General features: G+C 60.9%; 17 protein-coding genes. 3 read left to right on the forward strand and 14 right to left on the reverse strand.

The annotated features are described in order from the left end of the window. Positions 1-13 precede the first annotated feature (13 nt). The 3 genes from AC1RMF_RS00835 to AC1RMF_RS00845 all read right to left on the reverse strand — a co-directional run bounded on the left by AC1RMF_RS00835 (position 14) and on the right by AC1RMF_RS00845 (position 5,015). Positions 14-961: an ABC transporter permease gene (locus tag AC1RMF_RS00835; protein WP_342618044.1), complete on the reverse strand. Its 948-nt coding sequence runs from the start codon at positions 959-961 to the stop codon at positions 14-16. Positions 962-1,130: 169 nt separating this feature from the next. Then, on the reverse strand, positions 1,131-2,705 hold the full coding sequence (locus tag AC1RMF_RS00840) for an ABC transporter substrate-binding protein (RefSeq protein WP_342618043.1): 1,575 nt from the start codon (positions 2,703-2,705) through the stop codon (positions 1,131-1,133). Positions 2,706-3,002: 297 nt separating this feature from the next. After that, on the reverse strand, positions 3,003-5,015 hold the full coding sequence (locus tag AC1RMF_RS00845) for a CocE/NonD family hydrolase (protein ID WP_493138801.1): 2,013 nt from the start codon (positions 5,013-5,015) through the stop codon (positions 3,003-3,005). A 121-nt stretch (positions 5,016-5,136) separates the two neighbouring features. Here AC1RMF_RS00845 and AC1RMF_RS00850 point away from each other — a divergent pair, with 121 nt between their 5' ends. After that, positions 5,137-6,105, forward strand: a complete 969-nt coding sequence (locus AC1RMF_RS00850) for an alpha/beta hydrolase (RefSeq protein WP_493138803.1) — start codon at positions 5,137-5,139, stop codon at positions 6,103-6,105. Between the two features lie 35 nt (positions 6,106-6,140). On the opposite strand, the gene AC1RMF_RS00855 is transcribed toward AC1RMF_RS00850, so the two are convergent. The 5 genes from AC1RMF_RS00855 to AC1RMF_RS00875 all read right to left on the reverse strand — a co-directional run bounded on the left by AC1RMF_RS00855 (position 6,141) and on the right by AC1RMF_RS00875 (position 13,531). Next, on the reverse strand, positions 6,141-7,709 hold the full coding sequence (locus AC1RMF_RS00855) for an ABC transporter substrate-binding protein (protein ID WP_493138805.1): 1,569 nt from the start codon (positions 7,707-7,709) through the stop codon (positions 6,141-6,143). A 130-nt stretch (positions 7,710-7,839) separates the two neighbouring features. Then, complete coding sequence (locus AC1RMF_RS00860; RefSeq protein ID WP_493138807.1) at positions 7,840-9,030, reverse strand: mandelate racemase/muconate lactonizing enzyme family protein; 1,191 nt, start codon at positions 9,028-9,030, stop codon at positions 7,840-7,842. 110 nt (positions 9,031-9,140) lie between these two features. Beyond that, the gene (locus tag AC1RMF_RS00865; RefSeq protein ID WP_493138809.1) at positions 9,141-10,562 is read right to left on the reverse strand and encodes an aldehyde dehydrogenase family protein; all 1,422 of its coding nucleotides are present in this window, start codon (positions 10,560-10,562) and stop codon (positions 9,141-9,143) included. Between the two features lie 61 nt (positions 10,563-10,623). Beyond that, positions 10,624-11,547, reverse strand: a complete 924-nt coding sequence (locus tag AC1RMF_RS00870; protein WP_493138811.1) for an NAD(P)-dependent oxidoreductase — start codon at positions 11,545-11,547, stop codon at positions 10,624-10,626. 361 nt (positions 11,548-11,908) lie between these two features. Beyond that, entirely contained in the window at positions 11,909-13,531 is a 1,623-nt protein-coding gene (locus AC1RMF_RS00875) for a GMC family oxidoreductase (protein ID WP_493138813.1), read from the reverse strand. 79 nt (positions 13,532-13,610) lie between these two features. Between AC1RMF_RS00875 and AC1RMF_RS00880 the strand changes: the two genes are divergently transcribed. Next, positions 13,611-15,002, forward strand: coding sequence for an aminotransferase-like domain-containing protein (locus AC1RMF_RS00880; RefSeq protein ID WP_493138815.1), 1,392 nt, complete (start codon positions 13,611-13,613; stop codon positions 15,000-15,002). 28 nt (positions 15,003-15,030) lie between these two features. Here the strand turns inward: AC1RMF_RS00880 and AC1RMF_RS00885 are convergent, their stop codons facing one another. After that, positions 15,031-15,396: a MarR family winged helix-turn-helix transcriptional regulator gene (locus AC1RMF_RS00885; RefSeq protein WP_446738060.1), complete on the reverse strand. Its 366-nt coding sequence runs from the start codon at positions 15,394-15,396 to the stop codon at positions 15,031-15,033. 169 nt (positions 15,397-15,565) lie between these two features. Between AC1RMF_RS00885 and AC1RMF_RS00890 the strand changes: the two genes are divergently transcribed. After that, on the forward strand, positions 15,566-15,937 hold the full coding sequence (locus tag AC1RMF_RS00890; RefSeq protein WP_493138817.1) for a hypothetical protein: 372 nt from the start codon (positions 15,566-15,568) through the stop codon (positions 15,935-15,937). A gap of 112 nt (positions 15,938-16,049) precedes the next feature. Here the strand turns inward: AC1RMF_RS00890 and AC1RMF_RS00895 are convergent, their stop codons facing one another. The 5 genes from AC1RMF_RS00895 to AC1RMF_RS00915 all read right to left on the reverse strand — a co-directional run bounded on the left by AC1RMF_RS00895 (position 16,050) and on the right by AC1RMF_RS00915 (position 22,132). Continuing rightward, a complete protein-coding gene (locus tag AC1RMF_RS00895) occupies positions 16,050-16,781 on the reverse strand; it encodes a substrate-binding periplasmic protein (protein WP_342618033.1) in 732 nt (243 codons plus the stop codon). 102 nt (positions 16,782-16,883) lie between these two features. After that, entirely contained in the window at positions 16,884-17,501 is a 618-nt protein-coding gene (locus AC1RMF_RS00900) for a sarcosine oxidase subunit gamma (RefSeq protein ID WP_493138819.1), read from the reverse strand. Further along, positions 17,494-20,508 (reverse strand): sarcosine oxidase subunit alpha family protein, encoded by a 3,015-nt coding sequence (locus AC1RMF_RS00905; protein ID WP_493138821.1) that lies wholly within the window; start codon positions 20,506-20,508, stop codon positions 17,494-17,496. Before AC1RMF_RS00905 ends, AC1RMF_RS00900 begins: the two co-directional genes overlap by 8 nt. Then, positions 20,505-20,828, reverse strand: a complete 324-nt coding sequence (locus AC1RMF_RS00910) for a sarcosine oxidase subunit delta (RefSeq protein ID WP_493138823.1) — start codon at positions 20,826-20,828, stop codon at positions 20,505-20,507. Before AC1RMF_RS00910 ends, AC1RMF_RS00905 begins: the two co-directional genes overlap by 4 nt. Positions 20,829-20,854: 26 nt before the next feature. Next, positions 20,855-22,132: a sarcosine oxidase subunit beta family protein gene (locus AC1RMF_RS00915; RefSeq protein WP_493138825.1), complete on the reverse strand. Its 1,278-nt coding sequence runs from the start codon at positions 22,130-22,132 to the stop codon at positions 20,855-20,857.

Raw genomic sequence — 22,132 nt, forward strand, 5'->3', positions numbered from 1 at the left:
CGCTTCCTTGAATTCAGCGCTTGTGGCGCAAGCGGGGGTTGACCAGAATCACCAGAATGTCGGCCAGCGTATTGAGCGTGACGAACACCATGGCAAACACCAGGCCGCAGGCCTGGATCACCGGCACATCGCGCTTGGAAACCGCATCCACCATCAATTGACCCAGACCGGGGTAGACAAATACGGCCTCGATCACCACGACGCCCACCACCAGGTAGGCAAGGTTCAGGGCCACCACGGTGATGATGGGGGCTGCCGCATTGGGAAGCGCATGACGCACGATCACGCGCCCGCGCTTGGCACCCTTGAGAAAGGCCATTTCAATGTAAGGTGTGGACATCACCGACAGCACCGAGCTGCGTGTCATGCGCAACATGTGCGCCGCCACCAGCAATGTCAGGGTGATGGCTGGCAGGGTGGTCTGGTACACCCGCTCGGAGAACGGCATGCCCTTGTAGACGGTGGATAGAGAAGGGAACCAGTCGACATCCACTGCCATAAAGATGATCAGCAGGTAGGCGATGAAGAATTCGGGCAACGAGATAGCCGTCAACGTAACGATGTTGGCCAGCTTGTCGGACAGCTTGCCTTCATTGATGGCGGAGAAGATACCAAGCCCCACGGCCACTGGAATCGCGATCAGCGCGGCATAACCGGCCAGGAACAGGGTATTGCCCAGGCGGGGCAACACTTCATCCACGATTACGCGCTTGTTGGTGAGTGCCACTCCCAGATCGCCGTGCAGGGCGCCGGTGAGCCAATGGATGTAGCGCAGATAGGCTGGCACATCCAGGCCCAGTTCCTTGCGGAAGATCACCAGTGCTTCTGGCGTTGCGCCCTGGCCCAAGACCGCCGAGGCCACGTCACCGGGCAGGATCTGGGTGCACACAAAAATCAGAATGGACACTGCAAACAGCGTCAGAACGCCCAGTAGCAGCCGGTTGAGTATCAGTTTCGCCATGGCATGTTCTTTATTTATTCATATCAAATAAAAATAGCAGGTGGGACTTGTGTCCCGCCCCGCTATTCATGTTTCATATCCGTCGCGATGCACACAACGCAATTTTCGAGCCCGAATGGTGCTCACACCATTCGGTAACCGACATACGTTGTTCTAACTGGGAACCTGATCAGGCAAACCAGCCTTTTTCAGCAATGCGGTCATCAGCCAGATCGTAGCGACCGGAGATGGTCAGACCTTGCAGCTTGGTGGAGCAAGCGTCCAGGTAGTCCTGAACAGCGAAGCACACCATGCCGGAGTTCTGCGCAATCAGCTCTTGGCAGCGCGCATACATGGCGCCACGCTTCTTCTGATCCATTTCAACGCGGGCCGCAACCAGGGTCTTGCTGAACTCTTCGTTCTGGAAGTGGGTGTCGTTCCAGGGATTCTTCAGTCCACCGAAGAAGGTGCTGGTGAGCTGGTTGTCGATGGTGGGACGATTGCCCCAGTACACCGCGCAGAACGGTACCTTGAGCCAGACGTTGTCCCAGTAGCCGTCACCGGAGACGCGCTTAAGGTCGAGGTTGATGCCAGCCTTGGCCAGGGATTCCTGATAGACCTGACCTGCGTCGGTTGCACCGGAGAAGGCGCCTTCGGACACTTGCAGCTCGATGGGAGCCGTCACACCAGACTTCTTGTAATAGAACTTGGCCTTGTCGGGATCGTAGGGAGTCTGCTTCTGCTTGGTGTCGTAGTACTTCATCTTGGTGCCGACGGTGTGGTCGTTACCGATGGAGGCGTAACCGGAGAAGACGTTGTCCACGATCTTCTTGCGATCAATACCGTACTTGAGCGCCATCATCAGGTCCTTGTTGCTGTAAGGATCCTTGTCGGTGTGCGCAACAAACGCAAAGCGGTTGCCCATGCCAGGTGTGCGCGAGATGCGCAGCTTCGGGTTCTTTGCCAGCAGTGCAGCAGTCTTGGGGTCCACGCGGTTGATGACGTCGACCTGACCGGTCATCAGTGCCTGCGAGCGTGCAGCAGCGTCACCGATGTAACGCAGTTCTACGCGGTCAAAGTTGCCGCGGTTGGGCTTCCAGTAGTTACCGGGCTTGCGCTTGGCAACAAAGCGAACACCAGGTTGAAACTCTTCCATGGTGAATGCGCCGGTGCCGTCGGGCTTGCTCCAGTCGGTGAAGCCGTTGGGAACCACGATCAGGTGGTAGTCGCTCAGATTGAACGGCAAGTCCAGATTGCCGTTGCTCATGGTGATCTGAACTTGATTGGCGTTAACTTTCTTGATGTCGGTGATGTCGTTGAGCAGCGCCTTGGCGGGAGACTTGGTTTCGCCGCGGTGCATGTTGAGCGAGTAGATGACGTCATCGGCGTCAAGTGTTTTGCCGGAAGTGAAGGTGACGCCCTTGCGGATGTTGAACAGCCACTCGGTTGCGCCGGGTTTGACTTCCCAGCTTTCAAACAGTTCACCGGTGGCGTCGCCGTTGTCGGCCACTTCCACCAGGCAGTTCCACAGCATCAGGCTGATGTTGATTGGAATGGAGTCAGCGTAGGTGCGGGGGTCCAGGCTGTCAGATGGAGATCCACCTTCCACACCCATGCGCAATACGCCACCTTTCTTGGGTGCGCCTGCAGCCATTGCTGGCATGGAGCTGAAAGCTGCCGATAGTCCAACGGCGGATGCTCCGAGGATGAGCTGACGGCGATCCAGGATAAGTCCAGAGTCCGTTTTATTTTCGATCATTGCCATGTTTGAAGATCTCCAATCAATTCAAGTAAGGGATTTCGGCGCACTCTTTTGGGTGATGAGCTTGCCGAAAATTTACGAGCGCAATTTGCATGCCGCCCCGCATCAATAGTATTGCAATTACCCATGCAATATTCATTCGCGTATTCCCTTAGCGCATTATTTTTAATTGGGAAAGAGCCAGTTTTCTAAATGGATTCACACCCACTCAGTCGCAAAAGAGTTGTCGCAAGTCGCGTGCATATAAGGGTTTTGGGCAGGCTCTGATAAGTCCGAAAAATGTTATCCCATCAACAAAATTCAAAGCAGATTTCGCTTTATTTTTTGATCCCAATTTCGGCTCCAAATCAGGGCGTCATTTTCATAAGCTTCAAGTCTTCCTGCCACATGCCAGTGCGTTTTGCTGGCCGTCAAACTCGAATAGGTTTCTGTACGCACTTTCCAGTCGCCACGGCTGCGCTCCTCCGTCCAGTGGCATTCCTGCCGCGCAGATAGGGGGTCGTTTGGCAATATGCGATAGGTCTCGCGACCGCAGGCCCAAATCTCCAGTCCGTGCTCGGCGATGGTGGTGCGGCCAAAGTCATCCACGATGGCCAAGCGGGTTTCACCTGTTGCTTGATCGCGTGTGAGTTCCCGCAGATTGCTGGGCTTGCTGTGCTCTATGAGTTTGACCGGCGTTGCGGCTTCCGGTGCGGCAAATACCGGTACTTTCTTGCTGCCGCTGCGGGAACGAACAGGCACGTCGATGAAAGTCGCCGCCGTGTGCAACGTCAGGGTGACCGGTTCTGGTGCGGGCCAGATCATGGGCCAGTAGCTGGTCGACACAGACACCCGCAACTTGTGTCCCTTGGGAACGCAAACGGCGACATCGTCGAGGGCGATGCGCACGGTGTAGGTCTTGCCGGGCTCGAGTGCCTGCGGTTTTTCGTGGCCATCGCGGTGGCAAAGATTGAAAACCGCATAAGTCAGGCGCGAAACCGCACCGTCGGGCCAGATGGAGTTGAGTCGCACGGCCACATTGGCAACGGGCTTGTCCACACTGAACTTTAGTGTGAGTGCCGGCGCCCCCACCACATCGAGGTCCTGCTTCAGCGCTTCACTGTCGAAGGTGAGTGAACCCGAGTCGTCATGGCGCTGGTCGCCGGCAAATTCCGGCCCCAGCCAGATGATGCAGTACTCGCCGCCGTCACCACCCACGGATTGCGCCGTACTGTGGTTCTGCTTGGTGGCACGTCCCTTGGTTTGTGACAAGCCATCGCTGTTGAGATGCCAGCGTTGCACTTCGCCCTTGTCGAACGGCCACTGGCTGTCAGTTACCCAACGTCCCGGAATTTGAGACACGGTTCCGCCCGGGCGGCCCAGGTCCATGATGTAAGTGCGAAACGCCGGGTCTTTTTGTACACCGGTGTCGTCTCCCTTGAGCCACTGATCCCACCAGCGCAGTGCTTCCTGCAAAAAGCCGATGCGTGGTTCGGGTACGGCGAAATGCGGGTACTTGTGTGCCCAAGGGCCGATGATGCCCTTCGTTGGAGACGTCAGATTGCTGACTAGACGCGGCACTGCATTGGTATAGGCGTCATTCCATCCACCCACTGCCAGCACGGCAGCCTGAATGGCGCTGTAGTCTTCGTTGACGGAACCATGTTTCCAGTAGGCGTCGCGGTGCGGATGCTGCAGCCAGTCGATGGCCAGCAGCGGTTCGGCCTCCAGCCGTTGCAGCCACATGTCACGCCAGCGTTCGCCCACCAGTGCGGGATCGGGGGAGCGTGAAGAGTACGCAAACATGGTGGCAGACCAGCCCAGGTTTTCGTTGAGCAGACAACCACCTTTGTAGTGGATGTCATCGGTATAGCGGTCATCGGTGGAGCACAAGGTGATGATGGCTTTGAGGCCTTCGGGACGCATGGCTGCAACCTGCAGGCTGTTGAAACCACCCCAGGAAATTCCCATCATGCCCACGTTGCCGCTGCACCAGGGCTGCGCACGCAACCAGGCGATGACTTCGCAGGCATCGTCAAGTTCCAGCTGCGTATATTCGTCGCGCATGACGCCATCGGACTCGCCATTGCCACGCATGTCCACGCGCACGCAAGCGTAGCCGTGTCCTGCGATGTACGGGTGAGTGAGCGCATCGCGCACGTGCGTGCCGTCGCGTTTGCGGTAGGGCAGATATTCCAGAATCGCGGGTACCGGTTTCTTGTCAGCATCGGCTGGCAACCAGATGCGCGCGGCGAGTCGCGTGCCATCGGCCAGCGTGATGAAGGTGTTGGCTATTTCCTTGACTTTGCGGGGGAATGATTTGACGGTTTTCATGGAGTTGAGACAGCGCGTGTGAGTGAGTGACTTGTGCATTCTGCATGGTTTATGCCAGGTGTGCACACTCCATGTATTGGTATCTTTCGCACTGCATATCCTTGTGCAAGAATGGTTCTCTATGACAATCACCAGCCCCCATCCCATGCCGCAGGACCCGGAGGTCCGCGCCTTCATAGAACTCAGCAATTCCTTCTATCCGGCCGACGCTTTTCTGGGGACGGTGGAGCAGTCACGCAACTGGTACAACCGCTACGCCGCCGCCATGGCGCAACCCTTTCCTCCCGAGGTTGTCACTGAAGATTTCACCATCGCGGGACCGCAATCGGGGCAGTCGATTGCCGCGCGCCGCTATCGCAACATCAAAGCGAACGCAGACGTTCCCAACGATGTGACCGTGCTGTACATCCACGGTGGCGGTTTCGTATTGGGTGGGCTCGAAAGCCACGCCGACGTGTGCGCAGGACTGTGCCAACTGAGTGGCCTGGATGTGGTGGCAGCAACCTATCGCCTGGCGCCCGAACACCGGCACCCGGCCCAGCTCGACGACGTGCAGGCTGCGTTTCTGAGTTTGCAAGGCCGGGGTGAAAAAATCATTCTGTGCGGAGATAGCGCGGGTGGCAATCTGGCAGCGGCGCTGTCGATTCGGTTGCAGTCGCAAGGTCGTGCGCATGCCATCGGGCAGGTACTGATCTATCCCGGTTTGGGTGGTGATGTGACGCAGGGCTCCTATCTCAGCAATGCCCATGCACCCATGCTGACGACCGAGGAGTCTGCCTACTATTTCGCGGTGCGCTCTGAAGGTCTGAGTGCAGAACAAAGCAACCAACCGGAACTGCGTCCTTTGCTGGCCGAAGACTTTTCCGCTACACCGCAGACGCTGGTGGTGACGGCCGATATTGATCCGCTACGTGACGACGGCGTGCACTATGTCAATCGTTTGCTTGGCGCAGGTGTCAACGCCCAATACCGCAATGAGCCGGAACTGGTGCATGGCTATCTGCGCGCGCGTCACACATCACAACGGGTAAGAGAAAGTTTTAGTGCCATTGCTGATGCATTGAAAAAAATGGCCAGCGGAACTTTCTGAGTTCGGCTGGCCACACGGTTACACAGGGTTACGAATCAGGCGAACCAACCTTTTTCCGGAATGCGGCAGTCGGCCAGATCGAAGCGGCCGGACAGTGTGAGGCCACGCAATTTGGTGTTGCAGGCGTCCAGATAATCCTGAATTGCGAAGCACACCATGCCGGAGTTCTGGCTGATCAGTTCCTGGCAACGCGCATACATCGCCGCTCGCTTTTTCTCGTCCAGTTCCACGCGCGCGCTGACCATCAGTTTCTCGAATTCGGCGTTGTTGAAGTGGGTGTCATTCCAGCTGGAGCCCGCCTTGAAGGTGGTGGTCAACTGGTTGTCCACGGTGGGGCGGTTGGCCCAGTACACCGCACAGAACGGTTGCTTGAGCCAGACGTTATCCCAATAGCCGTCACCGGAAACCCGCTTGAGGTCCAACGTGATGCCGGCCTTGGCCAGTGACTCTTGATACACCTGACCGGAGTCGGTTGCGCCCGAGAAGGCACCTTCGGAAACCTGCAGCTCGATAGGGCTGGTGACGCCGGATTTCTTGTAGTGGAACTTGGCCTTGTCGGGGTCATACGACATCAGCTTTTGCTTGCTGTCGTAGAACTTCATCTTGCCGCCCACGGTGTGGTCATTGCCCGGAGTGGCGTAGCCAGCAAATACGTTGTCGACGATCTTCTTGCGGTCGATGCCGTACTTCAGCGCCAGCATCAGGTCCTTGTTGGAGAACGGGCTCTTGTCGGTTTGTGCCACAAACGCATATCGGTTACCCATGCCCGGTGTGCGAGAAATACGCACCGCCTTGTTTTTGGCCAGCAGAGCGGCGGTCTTGGGATCGACACGGTTGATCACGTCCACCTGGCCCGTCACCAGCGCTTGGGTACGCGCTGCAGCGTCACCGATGTAGCGGATTTCCACGCGGTCAAAATTGCCGCGGCCCGCTTTCCAATACGTGCCGGGTTTGCGCACAAAGGTTGCACGCACACCAGGCTGAAATTCCTCCAGCGCGAAGGCGCCGGTGCCATCAGGTTTGCTGAAGTCGGTGGTGCCGTTGGGCACCACCATGATGTGGAAGTCGCTCAGTGTGAACGGCAGATCCACGTTGCCACTACCCAGCGTGATCTGGATCTGGTTGGCGCTGAGCTTCTTGATCTCGGTGATGTCCGCCAGTACCGACTTGGCGGGCGACTTGGTTTCGCCGCGGTGCAGGTTGAGCGAGTAGATGACGTCGTCGGCATCGACCGTCTTGCCAGAGGTGAAAGTCAGCCCCTTGCGCACGGTAAACACCCACTCGGTGGCACCGGGCTTGACCTCCCACTTTTCCAGTACTTCGCCGACCACGTCACCGTTGTCGGCGATCTCGACCAGACCATTCCACAGCATCATGCCCATCACCAGCGGGACCGAGTCGGCAATGAGGCGCGGATCCAGGCTGTCGGACGGAGAACCACCCTCCATGCCGATGCGCAGCGTGCCACCCTTCTTGGGGGTCTCGGCCGCCGCTGCGCCCAGGGGCAGCAGCGCAGCACCCAGACCTAGCGCCGCAGCGCCCGCAACCAGTTGTCGGCGCGCCAACAAGATACCGGAGGACTCGTCTTTTTCAATGTGCAGCATTTCTATCCTTGGTTTGGTTGAAACGGGCATGGCAGGTGCATGCAGCTGGCGCATCGTAGGGGCTACGCAATCGCACGTCTCGTGCGCTTACGACCCTTTGTTGACCTTATGCGCCATTGCACGGACTTCTTCAGACTTTCGGTGTGTCGTGCGTCATGTCCAGATGCAGGGCGTTACCCACATACGGATGGGCCAGCGCGACTTCCTCATTCAGTTCAATGCCCAGGCCCGGCTCGGTTGGTGGAATGATGTAGCCGTCCTGCCATTGCATGGGCTTCTTGAGGATGTCGGAGTGGAAACCCTTCCAATCCAGAATGCTTTCCTGGATCAGGAAGTTGGGGCTGCAGGTAGCCAGTTGCACATTGGCAGCTCCCACCACCGGACCGCAGTACAGATGCGGCGCAATTTGTACATGGTAGGCCTCGGACATGGAGGCAATCTTCTTGCCTTCCAGAATGCCGCCCACGCGCCCCAGGTTCATTTGCAGGATGGCGGCTGCGCCTTCTTCCATCACGCGCAGGAATTCCCACTTGGTGGTCAGGCGTTCGCCCGCTGCGACCGGGATGGAGGTGCCGTGTGCCACCTTGGCCATTTCCTTCTGGTTGTCCGGTGGAATGGGTTCTTCAAACCACAGCGGGTCATAGGGTTCCAGACGCTTGGCCAGGCGGATGGCGCCTGCTGCCGTCATCTGTCCGTGCGTGCCGAACAGCAGGTCAGCCTTGCTGCCCACCGCTTCGCGCAGCAGCTTGCAGAACCGCTCGCTGCGGTCCAGCTCGGTCAGCGACAGCTGGTGACCGTCGTACACGGTGTAAGGGCCGGCCGGATCGAACTTGACCGCGGTGAAGCCCATCTTGACGTATTCCTGCGCGCGCTCGGCCGCCAGCACCGGGTCGGCATACACGTCGGTCTTGTCGCCCGGCTTGGGGTAGATGTAGGTGTAGCTGCGCAGCTTCTCGTGCACCTGTCCGCCCAGCAGCTTGTAGATGGGCTTGTTGACGTCCTTGCCGACGATGTCCCAGCAGGCCATTTCGATGGCACTCAGAATACCCATCATGCTCACGTCGGGCCGGTGGATGAAGCCACCGCCATACACGCTGCGCCAGATCTTCTCGATGTCGAACGGCTCCTTGCCGACCACATAGCGTTCCACCACATCCTTGGCCATCTGCGCCACGATGTCGGGGTGGTAGGGCAGGTTGTAGATCTCGCCCAGGCCTTCGATGCCGTTGTCGGTGATGAGCTTGATGAAGACGAAGTAGCGGCCGCCAAAACCGGGCGGTGGGTTACCTACGACAAATGTTTTGATGTCCTTGATTTTCATGGAGAGCTCCTAAGTTGTTGGGTTGTTTTTCCGCCGGGCCGCCCCAAGGAAAAACGCGCCCCCTTTTGGGGGCAGCGCAGTACACGCAGTGACAAGCGTGGGGGCACTATTCAGAGCCCGTTGACGATCTTGTATTCCATGAACTCGTGCAGTCCGAAGCGGCCCCACTCGCGGCCATTGCCGGACTGCTTGTAGCCACCGAAGGGGTTGCAGTATTCGTTGCCGGATGCGTTGACCGACACATTGCCCGCGCGCAGGCGCTTGGCCACGCGGCGCGCGCGCGCCTTGTCGTTGGTGGACAGGTAGGCGGCCAGACCATAGGGCGTGTCGTTGGCGATGCGGATGGCGTCTTCCTCGTCTTCAAACGGGATCAGGCACAGCACCGGTCCGAAGATTTCCTGGCGCGCAATCGGCATGTCGTTGGTCACGTCGGCAAAGATGGTGGGCTTGACGAAGTAGCCCTTGTCGAACCCCTCAGGCCGTCCTGGCCCGCCCAGTACCAGGCGAGCGCCGCAATGCATGCCGATGTCGATGAAACGGTTCACCGTCTCGAACTGGCGTTTCATGGCCAAGGGGCCCACGCCGCTGCCTTTTTCTGTGGGCTGTATGACTTGCACTTGCGCACCGGCCTTCACGGCGGCGGCCACGGCTTGCTGGTACACCGACTTTTCCACCAACATGCGTGTGGGCGCATTGCAGCTCTGGCCGGTGTTGTTGAAGCAGCGCTTCACACCCCGGGCGACCGAAGCATCCACATCGCTGTCGGCAAAGATGATGTTGGGCGACTTGCCGCCCAGCTCCTGCACCACGCGCTTGACGGTGTCCGCAGCGGCCTTGGCCACCGCCACGCCGGCGCCGGTGGAGCCGGTAAAGCTCACCATGTCCACTTCCGGGTGGGCACTGAGCGCAGCACCTACCACCGGGCCGTCGCCGTAGACCATGTTGAACACACCTGCGGGGTAGCCCACCTCGTGCACATACTCGGCCACCAGCTTGGCTGAGAGCGGCGCAAATTCGCTGGGCTTGAGCACCACGGTGCAGCCCGCCAGCAGGGCGGGCGCTAGCTTGGCCACCACCTGGTTCATGGGCCAGTTCCAGGGCGTGATGAGCACGCACACGCCAATGGGCTCCAGGCTCAAATCGCCCTGGCCGCTCTTCACTTCAAAGGGGAAGTCCTTGGCCGCCTCCAGCGTGGCCTTGATGTGGCCGGGGCCGCATTCGGCCTGCGAGTCATAGGCCAGGCTCCAGGGCGCGCCCATCTCGGTGCTAATGGCCTGTGCCATCTCGGTGTAGCGGCGTTCGAACACGGCTTGCAGCTTTTGCAGCATCTCGGTGCGGTACTGCAGCGTGGTCTGGCTGTAGGCGTCAAAGGCGCGGCGCGCAGCCATGACGGCACGGTCTGCATCGGCCTTGCCGCCCATGCTGACAGTGCCTACCGATTCCTCGGTGGCCGGGTTGATGATGGGGTGGGGCGTGCCGGGCTCTTGGGGCTCTACCCATTGGCCGTCGATGTAGAAGTTGCAGTGTGTCAAGGAAGTCTCCGTCAATAGTTGGGGCCGCGTTGCCAGTCGTTGGTGTGCGGCGTAATGCGGTTTACTCGGCCACCAGTTCGGTGGGGTAGCCTGGCGCACGCAGCTCCAGGTCGCAGGCTTTCTCGATCATGCGCACCACCTCGGGCGACTGGGCGTTGCCGCCCATCAGGCCGCGGGCGCGGCGGAAGATCTGCTGGGCCATGCTGCCCAGTTCCAGCGGCACGCCCAGCTTTTCGGCAATGCCGTTGACCAGGCCCAGGTCCTTGCAGGCCAGGTCCATGGTGAACTTCACGTTGTAGCTGCCCGAGAGCACCAGCTTGGATTCGGTCTCGTGCACGAAGCTGTTGCCCGAGCTGGCGCGGATGGCGCGGTAGGTCGCATCCGGGTCCACGCCGTACTTGGCCGGCAGCATCATGGCTTCACCGGCCGCAATCAGGTGGATGAAGGCCAGCATGTTGGTCACCACCTTCACCACCGAGGCGTTGCCCATCTTGCCCATGTAGATGATCTCACCGCCCATGGTGCCCAGAATGTCCTCCACGCGTTTGAAGGTGGCTTCTTCGCCGCCCACCAGCACCGTGATTTCACCCGAGTTAGCCAAGTGCACGCCGCCGGTGACGGGGCACTCCAGCACGTTGATGCCTTTGCTCTTGCCCACCTCTGCCAGGCGCAGCAGGTCTTCCATGTCGGTGGTGCTCATCTCGATCCACACGCCGCCGGGTTGGAGGTTCTCGAACACGCCGCCCGGGCCTTCGACGACCTTGCGTGAGACGGCAGGTGAGGGCAGTACGGTGATGACTACGTCGGCGTCTTTGCATGCCTCTGCTGTGGTGCTTGCCCACTGTGCGCCGCCATCGAGTAGGCGCTTGGCCAGGTCCTTGTTGAGGTCATTGACTTTGACGGGGTAGCCTGCTTTGACCAGGCTGTTGCACAGGCCTTCGCCCAGGCTGCCTAGGCCGATGAATCCGATTTTTAGTTTGCTCATTTGTTGGTCCTGCTTTTGGGGGATTAGTGGGGTTTGTGGTTTGCGGGGCAGGCCGGGTTTCGGCCCGGCGGCCGACTCACTTTTCTTTGCTTCGCCAAAGAAAAGTAAGCAAAAGAAAGGCGAGCCGTGTAACGTGCCCCTGCGGGGTACCTTGCGCTGCTCGCGCTGGGCGGGGTCGGTCGCAAACTCGCTACGCTCAAACATGCGTCCGCCCTGATTCGCCCACCGCTGCGCTGCTCAGCACGTTCCAATGGCGCGGGGCGCAGAACATCTGCGTGCTCGTTCGCTGCGCTCACCTTGCACGCGTGTTGGGTGGTGTCGCGCGTCGCTGCGCTTGCGCTTGGGGCAAGGGGGGAAAGCATTAAGCCCAGTCCTGCAACACCATATCCGCCCCTTTTTCCGCCACCATGATCACCGGCGCATTCGTATTGCCCGAGGTGACGGAAGGAAACACGGAAGCATCAATCACCCGCAAACCGGTCATGCCATGCACGCGCAGCCGCGCGTCCACCACCGAGGTGGCCGGGTCCACGCCCATCGCGCAGGTGCACGATGCGTGGTAGACCGAGCCGCCCCGCGTGCGGAAGTCCTTGAGGATGTCTTCGTCGCTTTGCACTGCAATACCGGGCAGGTGTTCGTTTTGCATCACGTCGACCAGGGGCCGGCTGTTGGCAATGGCGCGCACCATGCGCGATCCTTCCACGATGTCGCGCAGGTCGTGCTCGGTGCGGAGGAAGTTGGTTTCGATCTTCGGTTTGTCCAGCGGGTTGGCGCTCTGGATGGCGACGCTGCCGCGGCTGGTGGGCACGCAGGTGTTGAAGGAAATCAGAAAGGCCGGGAAGGGGTCGGGGTTGGTGATCTTGAAGCGGCCAGGAACGATGGTGGCTGCGCTGTAGCTGATGGGGTTGAAGTACAGGTGCAGGTTGGGCCGTTCCAGCCCGGGGCGGCTGCGCACGAAGGCGCCGGCCTGGTTCACGCTCATGCCCAGGGGACCCTTGCGGGTGAACAGGTAGCGCACACCGGCCCACAGCTTGCCGTACCACGGGCCCAACGTGTTGTTGAGCGTGGGCACCTTGGACTTGAAGAAGTAGGACACGCACAGGTGGTCCTGCAGGCCTTGGCCCACGCGTGGCAGGTGGTGCACCAGAGGCACGCCAACGCGTTGCAAATGGGCGCTGTCGCCGATGCCCGAGAGTTGCAGCAGTTGCGGCGAGTTGATGGCGCCGCCCGAGAGGATGACTTCCTTGCGGACGGTGAAGGTGTGCGTTACGCCATCGATCAGGCACTCCACACCCACGGCCTTCTTGCCTTCGGTCAGCACCCGCGTGACGTGGGCATGGGTCTGCAGTATGAGATTGCTGCGCTTGAGCGCCGGGCGCAGGAAGGCGTTGGAGGTGGACTCGCGTACGCCGTTGCGTATCGTCATCTGCCACAGGCCGAAGCCTTCCTTCAGGCGGCCGTTGAAGTCGTCGGTGCGCTCAAAACCGAGCGCCTGGCCAGCCTGCAGAAAACGTTCGCACAGCGGGTGCACCTGGTCGGCAAAGTCGCTGACCCGCATTTCACCGGTTGCGCCGTGGTGTTCGGACGCGCCCCACACATGGTCTTCGGATTTCTTGAAGTAGGGCAGCACGTCCTTCCAGCTCCAGCCGGTATTGCCCGCAGCGGCCCAGTCGTCATAGTCGCCTTGCTGGCCACGGATATAGACCATGGCATTGAGCGAACTGCTGCCGCCCAGTACCTTGCCACGCGGCCAATAGGAGGCACGTCCGTTGAGCGCCGGATCGGGTTCGGTGGTGTAGCCCCAGTTGTATTTGGGATCGGCAAAGGTCAGGCCGTAACCCAGGGGCACCTGGATCAGCGGGCTGCGGTCGGAGCCACCGGCCTCCAGCAACAGGACCTGGTCTTTGCCGCTGGCTGTCAGGCGGTTGGCCAGTACGCAGCCAGCCGAGCCCGCACCCACGACGATGTAGTCGAATTGGTTCATTGCCGCATACTATGCGCTGGATTGCATGCTATCAATGCAGCCATCTTGAGTAATTGCACATTCCCGGAAAGAGCCACCGTTGTCCATCGAGAACCTGATTTCCAAGGCCTGCCTGCAAGACACCGGCAAGCCGCGCTACCTAGCCCTGGCCGACGAGTTGGCCCAATTCATACAGAACGGCCAATTGCCTACCGGTGAGCGCCTGCCGCCCCAGCGTCGGCTGGCGCAGCGCCTGGGCGTGACGGCGGGCACGGTCAGTCACGCCTATGAAATCCTGGAGCAGCGTGGCATGGCCACTGCCCGGGTGGGCGACGGAACCTATGTGCGCTCCCCGGAGCAGGCCGGTACGCTGCAGAACGCTGCCAATCGCGCCCCCGTGGATCTGGCCCACAACGTGGCCATTCCCACCGATGACGGGCGCGCGCTGGCAGCAACCCTGCAACGCGTTGCCGCCGATCCGCAGGTCCTGCGCCAGGTGCTGAGCTACCAGCCCGAAGCCGGCCATGCGCGCCACCGCCAGTCGGGTGCTGATTGGTTGCGGCGCTTCGGCCTGGGCGGTGATGCCAGCCGGGTCATGGTTACGCACGGCGCGCAGCACGGGCTGTCCTGCGTGCTGCGTGCGCTGGCCCATCCAGGGGATGTTGTCTTTACCGAGACGCTGAGTTATCCCGGGCTGCAGGCACTGGCGCGGCTAATGCGCCTGCAGCTGGTGGGCGTGGAAATGGACGAGGAGGGCATGCTGCCGCAGGCGCTGGAGCACGCGGCGCGCAACATCACCGGCAAGCTGGTGTATTGCTCACCCAGCCTGCACAACCCTACCAACAGCACCATGCCCCTGCAGCGCCGCCAGGCGATTGCCAAGGTGATGCAGAAGCACAACCTGTTGCTGATCGAAGACTGTGTGCACGCCGCTTCCCAGGCCGCGCCGCTGCCAGCGGTATCCACGCTGTTGCCGGACCAGTCCTTTGTGCTGAGCAGCTTCTCCAAAGTGGCGGGGCCGGGGTTGCGTGTGGGTTACATCGAGGCCGCTCCCCAGTGGCTGAGCAAGCTGGCCGCCGCCATGCGCGCGGATTGCTGGATGACGGCGCCGCTACTGCCGGAGATCGCGTCGCAATGGATAGACAGTGGTGTGATGGAGCAGCTCATCGTTGCGCAGCGCACCAGCATGACCGAGCGCCGGGACGTGGCGACGGCTCTGCTCCAGGGCATGGACTGCCGTGCCGATGCCGAGTCACCCCTGATCTGGATGCCCTTGCCCGAGCCGTGGCGTGTGGGCCAGTTTGCTGCCGCGCTACGCCAGGCTGGGGTGCTGATACGCACAGCAGATCATTTCGCGGTGGGCAGGGCGGTGACCCCCCATGCCGTGCGCATCAGCCTGAATGCGGCTCGCTCGACTGCGGAAATCGAGGCGGGCATGCGCAGGATTTTGTCTATATTGCATAGCACGCCCACTACACAAATGGAGCCCTAGTCGCTGCCGGTGTTGTGTCTCCCGTGAGCTAGTTGCCCACGCGTTCGAGGAGCTCAAGCAATGTGGATCGCTCCTCAGGGCTCAAGCGACCGAATATCTTGTCTTGAACTTCTGCCATCACCGGGGCGAGTCGATTGGCGGTCCTACGCCCAGCCGCTGTCAATGAGACGAGGACTTTTCGGCCGTGGTTGGGATCCTTTTCCCGCGTCACCAGTCCCCGAGCTTCCAGTGCCCGCACGGTATGGGTAACGTCACGGGGATCCAGCACGGCTGCGTTTCCTAGCTCGGCTTGACTCAATTGCGCCGCGGTTGCCAGTGCCGATATGCAGCGATATTCGTAGCCATCGACTCCAGACACCGAGAGTTGCTTGTGCAGGATTTGATGCGATCGCATCGCGGCGGAACTCAGAATCCAGGTTGGGAGCGTAGAGAGATGTAGCGACATTGTTGTTGACCAATCTTGGTAATACCAATAATATATCTTGGTTGCACCAAGATCATAGGAGAAAACGATGCCAGTCTCACGCCCCTTGCCCTCCGTAATCGGTCCAGCAGAGAACGCCTTGCGCGCGCTGCTTACCAAAACTCTGTCGACGACCGCGATCAAGACCTATCCGGAGTGGGTCTGCCTAAACGCCTTAAGCAAAGCGAGTGTCACGCCGTCGAACGGAAACTGGCGGCTTGCAGTCGCTGACGCTCTCAAGGTTGAATTGGGCGAAGTTGAGGGGGTACTTGATCAACTTCGCGCTACGGGTTTGGTCGGCAACGACGACATGCCGACGGCTCTTGGCGAAACCGAGCTGGCGAAGGGGCGATCCACTGTGTCGAGAGCAACATCTTGCCTGGTTGAGGGGATCGGTGAGGAAGAGCAGGAGACTGTTCGCCAGGTGCTCGACCAGATTCGTCGCAAGGCAGAAGAGTTGTTGCGCACGTGAGTCTTACGCGCGGATCGGTGATGTCTGTCGCCATTGCTCTCGGCTGCTGGTGCGCCCACGGGCGTGGCAAATCACAAGCTGGAACTTAGCCATTTGGAAACAGGGCACACACTTATTTGCAGCCCATTTTTTCAACAGAAACCGTGCACGGGATGTAGCGCTCAACGGTACTCTTGTAGCTGCCATCCTTGAGCATGGTTCCAAAGGCCTGATCGAAGCGCGCGACAAAGTCGGCATTGGTGGACTGCTTGCTGAAGGCGATATAAGAGGGCTTGTCGGATACGACAACCGCCGACTTGACGATGCGATTTTCCAGTCCTTGGCTGGCGATTTCGATCAGTGCCGTGGACTCATCAGCGATCATGCCGTCTATGCGGTTGCTGTCTATCATTTGCCAGCCCAGAGAGCGTTGGCCCAGTTCAGTGCGCTTGGGAAAGCGCGGATCGGCAATCAGCCGGTCATATTCCTCGCCATAGGACACCTTGATCTGGACGCCGAGCCGGAAATCCGTACCAAGGATGTCCGCCAGCTGTTTCAGACGGAAGGAGCGCGCCGCCGCCACGCCAACGAACAGTACGTTGGGTGATCGGTTCACCGGCCGGGAAAACAAGGCGAAGCGTTCGCGCTCTTCGGTCTTGAAGGCGCCGGGCAGAACGTCCAGCTTGCCGCCCTCCAGTTCAAAAAGCGCTCTGGCCCAGGGCATTTCCACAAAGACGGCCTTGCAGTTCATTCGGCGCAAGGTCTCGCGCATCAGATCCGCATAAATGCCCTGAACTTCGCCGTCCTTGCCCAGGTAGGAATAGGGGCTGTCGGCATTCCAGCGCACGGTTTTCGTGCACGTCAAGGACTCGGAAGCGCTTGCGGGCAGACAGCAAACAACGTGCAACAACAGCCCGCAGACCCAACTGCAGAAGTTCCAACGGACCATGTTCCAGCAATTCCCCTTTTATGAGAACTGCAAGGCTACTCCATATTCCAAGGCAGCGTCCAAAACCGTACCCAACTGGTCGTAGGCATAGGTGCTGAACACATAGATGTCGAAAACGTCAGAGGTCACTCGATGCAAGGTGCAGGGCACGTGGTGGGTGCCAGTCATTGCCACGTCGCCGACCGGGAACGCGGTCTCGCGCAGGTCCAGCGCAAAGAGTTTGTTCAAGGTGGTGCGGCACTGGGCACCTTCGATGCGGATGCGGCAGCGCGCCTGGCTCAGGTCGGTGACCGAGCCCACATCCGCCGCAATGGACGTGCGCAGCAGGGCGGTTCGGTCGGTGTAATCGTCACCGATGAGCAGGAATTCTTCCGGCCCGGTGCGCAGCAACAGGCCCAGTTCGGTCTGTGCGGTCTTGCCGGTCTGCCCGGGGATGTGGTTGCCGAAGACTTGCGTCAATGCCTGCTGCAGGGCATCCACACCAGTGATCCAGGTGCTGATCAGGGTCACGCTGGGCAACGTGCTGGCGGTCAGCTGCACACCGGTCTGGCCTGCGGTATTGGGCCGCTTGCCAGCGGCATGGCCGGTAAACGGGCTGCGCAGGGATGCTGGATGGGGGGGGGGTGACTCAACCACGGTAACGGTTCCCTTCGGGGTCAAGGAAGCAGGGTTCCACCACCTTGAGCTTGTATTGTCTGCCATGTACGGGCGATGCCGCCACCACGATCTGTCCGACGTGGCTGGTGCCACCTTGCAGCAGGCCCAGCGCAATGGGCTTGCCCACGTGCTTGCTGTAGGTGGTGCTGGTGATGTGGCCGCGTCCATGGCCCTTGATTTCGTCGTCGGCAAAGAAGAGGATGGCGCCGTTGTTGGGCGGCTCATTGGCGTCCAGGGCCTCCAAGCCGACCAGTGCCGCGCGGTCCTTGCGCGTCAGGTTCTCGCTGCGGCGCAGTGCATCGCCCCAGAAGGGTTTGAGCTGGCTGGCCATCTTGCCAGCGCCCATGTCGTCCAGGGTGGTGCGGCCATCCATCTCGGAGCCGACCACATGGCCTTTCTCGATGCGCAGGGAGCCCAGTGCTTCCAGGCCGTAGCTGCCCAGGTTCCAGGGTTTGCCGGCCTGCATCAGATGGTCCCAGATGGCGCGGCCATGGTGTGTGGGGGTGTAGACCTCGTAGGCCATTTCGCCCGAGAAGGTCAGGCGGATGATGCGCACCTTCACACCTGCCAGGGCGCCTTCGAGCGTGGCGTCCAGCACGCCCATGAAGGGGAATGCTTCGTTGCTGAAGTCCAGGCCGGGGAAAGCCGCGCGCATCACGTCACGCACCTGGGGACCGGCCACACTCATGGCGGCCCATTGGTCGGACACCGAAGCCACGGTGACCCGCAGATCCGGCCACACCACCTGCAGCAGGAATTCCAGATGGCTCATCACCCGAGCGGCCTGGGCGGTGGTGGTGGTCATGAAGAATTCGGTCTCGCTGATGCGGCTGGTGGTGCCGTCATCCATCACGATGCCATCCTCGCGTAGCATGAAGCCGTAGCGCGCCTTGCCCACACCCAGCTTGGCAAAGCCGTTGACGTAGACGCGGTTGAGGAATTCGGCCGCGTCAGGGCCCTGCACATCAATCTTGCCCAGGGTGGACACATCGGCCATGCCGACCTGCTCGCGCACGAGGTCCATCTCGGCCTTGTAGGCGGTCGAGAGGTTGGCGCCGTGGGTGTTGTACCAGAGTGGGCGCATCCAGTAACCGGCCTCCATCATCTGACCGCCGTTTTCCAGATGCCAGTCGTGCATGGCCGTGCGGCGCACCGGCGCCAGGTGCGAGCGCACGCCGCGCCCAGCCAGCGCACCGATGGTGGCGGGTGTGTAGGGTGGCCGGAAGGTGGTGGTGCCGACCTGTGCCACTTCCATGCCACGCTTGCCGGCCATGATGGACAGTGCATTGAGGTTGGAGGTCTTGCCTTGGTCGGTGCCCATGCCTTGCGTGGTGTAGCGCTTGAGATGTTCTACCGACTGGTAGCCTTCCTGGTGCGCCAGATCCACGTCACTGGTGGCCACGTCGTTCTGGAAGTCGACAAAGGTCTTGTCCACCGGCTTGGCCACCACGATGGGGCCTATGCCGGTAAAGGCCATGTAGGCGTCACGCGAATCGGGGGCTTGCGGCGCATCACCCAGGATGCTGGTGCCGCACACCTGCACCGCCTCTTTTGCGGCTTCCCAGCCGCTCTGGATGGCGGCAGTCAGGGTCTGGGTTCCCACCATGCTGCCCGCGCCAAACTGGGCACGCTCGAAGCCTCCGGGCACAAACATGCTGAGCTCGGGCCTGTACACGGGCTTTACACCGCGATGCGAACTGAGGTGCACGCTGGGTGTCCAGCCTCCGGACATGGCCAGAAGGTCCACGCTGCGTTGTCCCTGGTGTCCGCCTACGGTGCCGGTAGCAATGTCATATGAGGCCAGCTCGCACTGGTTCACGCGGGCTGCACCCCGTGCGCCTACCACGGCAGTGCCCAGCAGCACTTCCACGCCGGCTGCTTCGGCGGTCTTGAACAGGGCCTGGTTGGCCTGCTTGCGCAGATCGGCCAGGCAGACCTTGGCACCCGCCTTGGCCAGGGCAATGGCATCGGCATAGGCCGCGTCGTTGTTGGTGCTGAAAAGCGCCTGCTTGCCAGCCAGCACGCCGTAGCGGTTGACGTAGGTACCGACGGCGCTGCTGAGCATCACGCCGGGACGGTCATTGCCCGCAAACAGCAGGGGACGCTCCAGCGCGCCGCAGGCCATGATCACGCTCTTGCTGCGCAGAATGTGCAGCCGTTGGCGTGGCACACCATGGGCCGCATCGGCAACGCCCGGTGCGCTGCGCTCCAGCACGCCTACCGTGTTGCCGTCAAAAACGCCAAAGGCGCTGGCGCGGTTGAGCAGTGTCACACGGCCCGAGGATTGCAGCTCGGCCAGAGTCTTTTTCAGCCACTGGGCATCTGCGCTGTCCACGGCGTTGTTGAGCAGGGAGCCGCCAAAGGCAAAGTCCTGCTCCACCAGGGTGACGTCCAGACCTGCACGGGCTGCACCCAATGCAGCAGACAAGCCCGCCGGGCCGGAACCGATCACCAGCACATCGGGGAATCCGTGGTGCCAGTCGTAGCGGTCCGGGTCCGGCAACTCCGTGGCCTTGCCCAGACCAGCGGCCTTGCGGATGAAGTGTTCAAAGAACATCCAGCCCTTGAGCGAGGGCATGAAGGTCTTGTAATAGAAGCCCGCCACAAAGATGCTGGAGAGCGTGTTGTTGATGGCCATCAGGTCGAAGTCGACCGAGGGCCAGGCGTTTTGCGTGCGGGTCACCAGGCCATCGTGCGACTCGATCACGGTGGCAGCGATGTTGGGCTCGGTCGTAGCACCGCTGCCCACGGTCAGCAGGGCATTGGGCTCTTCCACGCCTGCGGCCAGGATGCCGCGCGGGCGGTGGTACTTGAAGCTGCGCGCCACCAGGTGCTTGCCATGGGCCAGCAGCGTGGCCGCCACGGTGTCGCCGGCCAGGCCGGTGAAGGTCTGGCCGTCCAGGCTGAATTGCACCGGCTTGTTGCGGTCCACGCGCCCGCCCTGGGCGGTGCGGAAGGCGCCAGCGGATGTTGCCGGGTTGCTCATGCCTTGGCTCCTTGGTTGGCTGCCGGGCTGCTGCAGGCCGCGGGTTTTGTGGCGCCCAAAGGGCGTTCGCGTGCGGGCATCACGGCCAGGATGTCGTGTGTGATGGTGTTGCGCTTGACTACCAGCCAGCGGCGGCAGGCCAGGGTGTGTTGCCAGAATTCAAAGTGTTCGCCTTTGGGGTTGTTACGGGTGTAGACCGCGTCGACCCAGGCGTCGTGGTTTTCGGCTCCCAGGCCGGGGTAGGTCTTGGTGGCATCGCCGAAATAGCTGAACTCTTCGTGGTCGCGTACGCCGCAGTAGGGGCAGTGGATTCTTAGCATGGGCTCAAGGATGTGGAGATCTGCATTTACTGGAGGTGGTTGTACGGCCCATATCCGGCCTCGTCGATGTAGCGGCCTTTGGCAAACCGATCCATCGTGAACCCCGCGTTGTACTCATGCGGCGAGTCATTGGCAATCGTGTGCGCAAAGCACCACCCGGACGCAGGTGTAGCCTTGAACCCGCCATAGCACCAGCCACCATTGAGGTACAGCCCTGGCACCGGCGTAGTCGTGATGATGGGGCTGCCGTCGGGCGTCATGTCCATGATGCCGCCCCAGCTACGCAGCAGCCGCAGGCGCGCTGCAAACGGCACCAGACTGGCCAGGCCCTGCATGGTTTCGCCCCAATTGGCGAGGTTGCCGCGCTGGGCATAGGAGTTGTAGCGGTCGATGTGGCCGCCAAACACCAGGCCGCCCTTATCCGACTGCGAGACGTAGAAGTAGGTGGCACTCCACACCACCACGTGGTTGACCACGGGTTTGATGGATTCGCTCACAAAGGCTTGCAGCACATGGCTCTCAATAGGCAGTTGCAGTCCGGCCTTTTGCGCCAGTACCGAGGTGTGGCCCGCCACCGCAATGCCGACCTTGCCGGCGTTGATGTCGCCGCGGTTGGTCTTGACGCCTACGATGCGCTCTTTGTCCCAGATGTAGTCCTGCACTTCGCAGTTCTGGATGATGTCCACGCCCAGCTGGTCGGCGGCGCGGGCATAGCCCCATACGACGGCGTCGTGGCGGGCGGTGCCCGCATCGGGCTGCAGCATGCCACCGTAGATGGGAAAGCGGGCCTTGTCGGAATAGTCCAGGTAGCCGGCTTCCTTGATCATCTCTTCACGGGTGAGGATTTCGGCGCGGATGCCATTCAGGCGCATGGTGTTGGCGCGGCGCACCAAGCTGTCCAGGGACGCCTGGGAGCAGGCGGCAAACAGGTAGCCGCGCGGCGAGAACATCACGTTGTAGTTGAGGTCCTCGGACATGCCGCGCCACAGGCTCATGCTGTGCTCGTAGAACGGCGTGTTCTCCTGCATCATGTAGTTGGAGCGCACGATGGTTGTGTTGCGCCCCGCATTGCCGCTGCCGATGTAGCCCTTTTCCAGCACCGCAATGTTGCGGATACCGTGGTTCTTGGCCAAATAGTAGGCGGTGGCCAGGCCGTGGCCGCCGCCGCCCACGATGATGACGTCGTAGCTCTTCTTGGGCTCGGGATCGCGCCAGGCGCGCTCCCAGCTCTTGTGCCCACCCATCGCATGCTTGAGCAGCGACCAGATGGAATACCGTTCGCCGGCGCGCTCTGTCACTGCCAT

The organism is Rhodoferax sp. GW822-FHT04A08, from assembly GCF_058801025.1.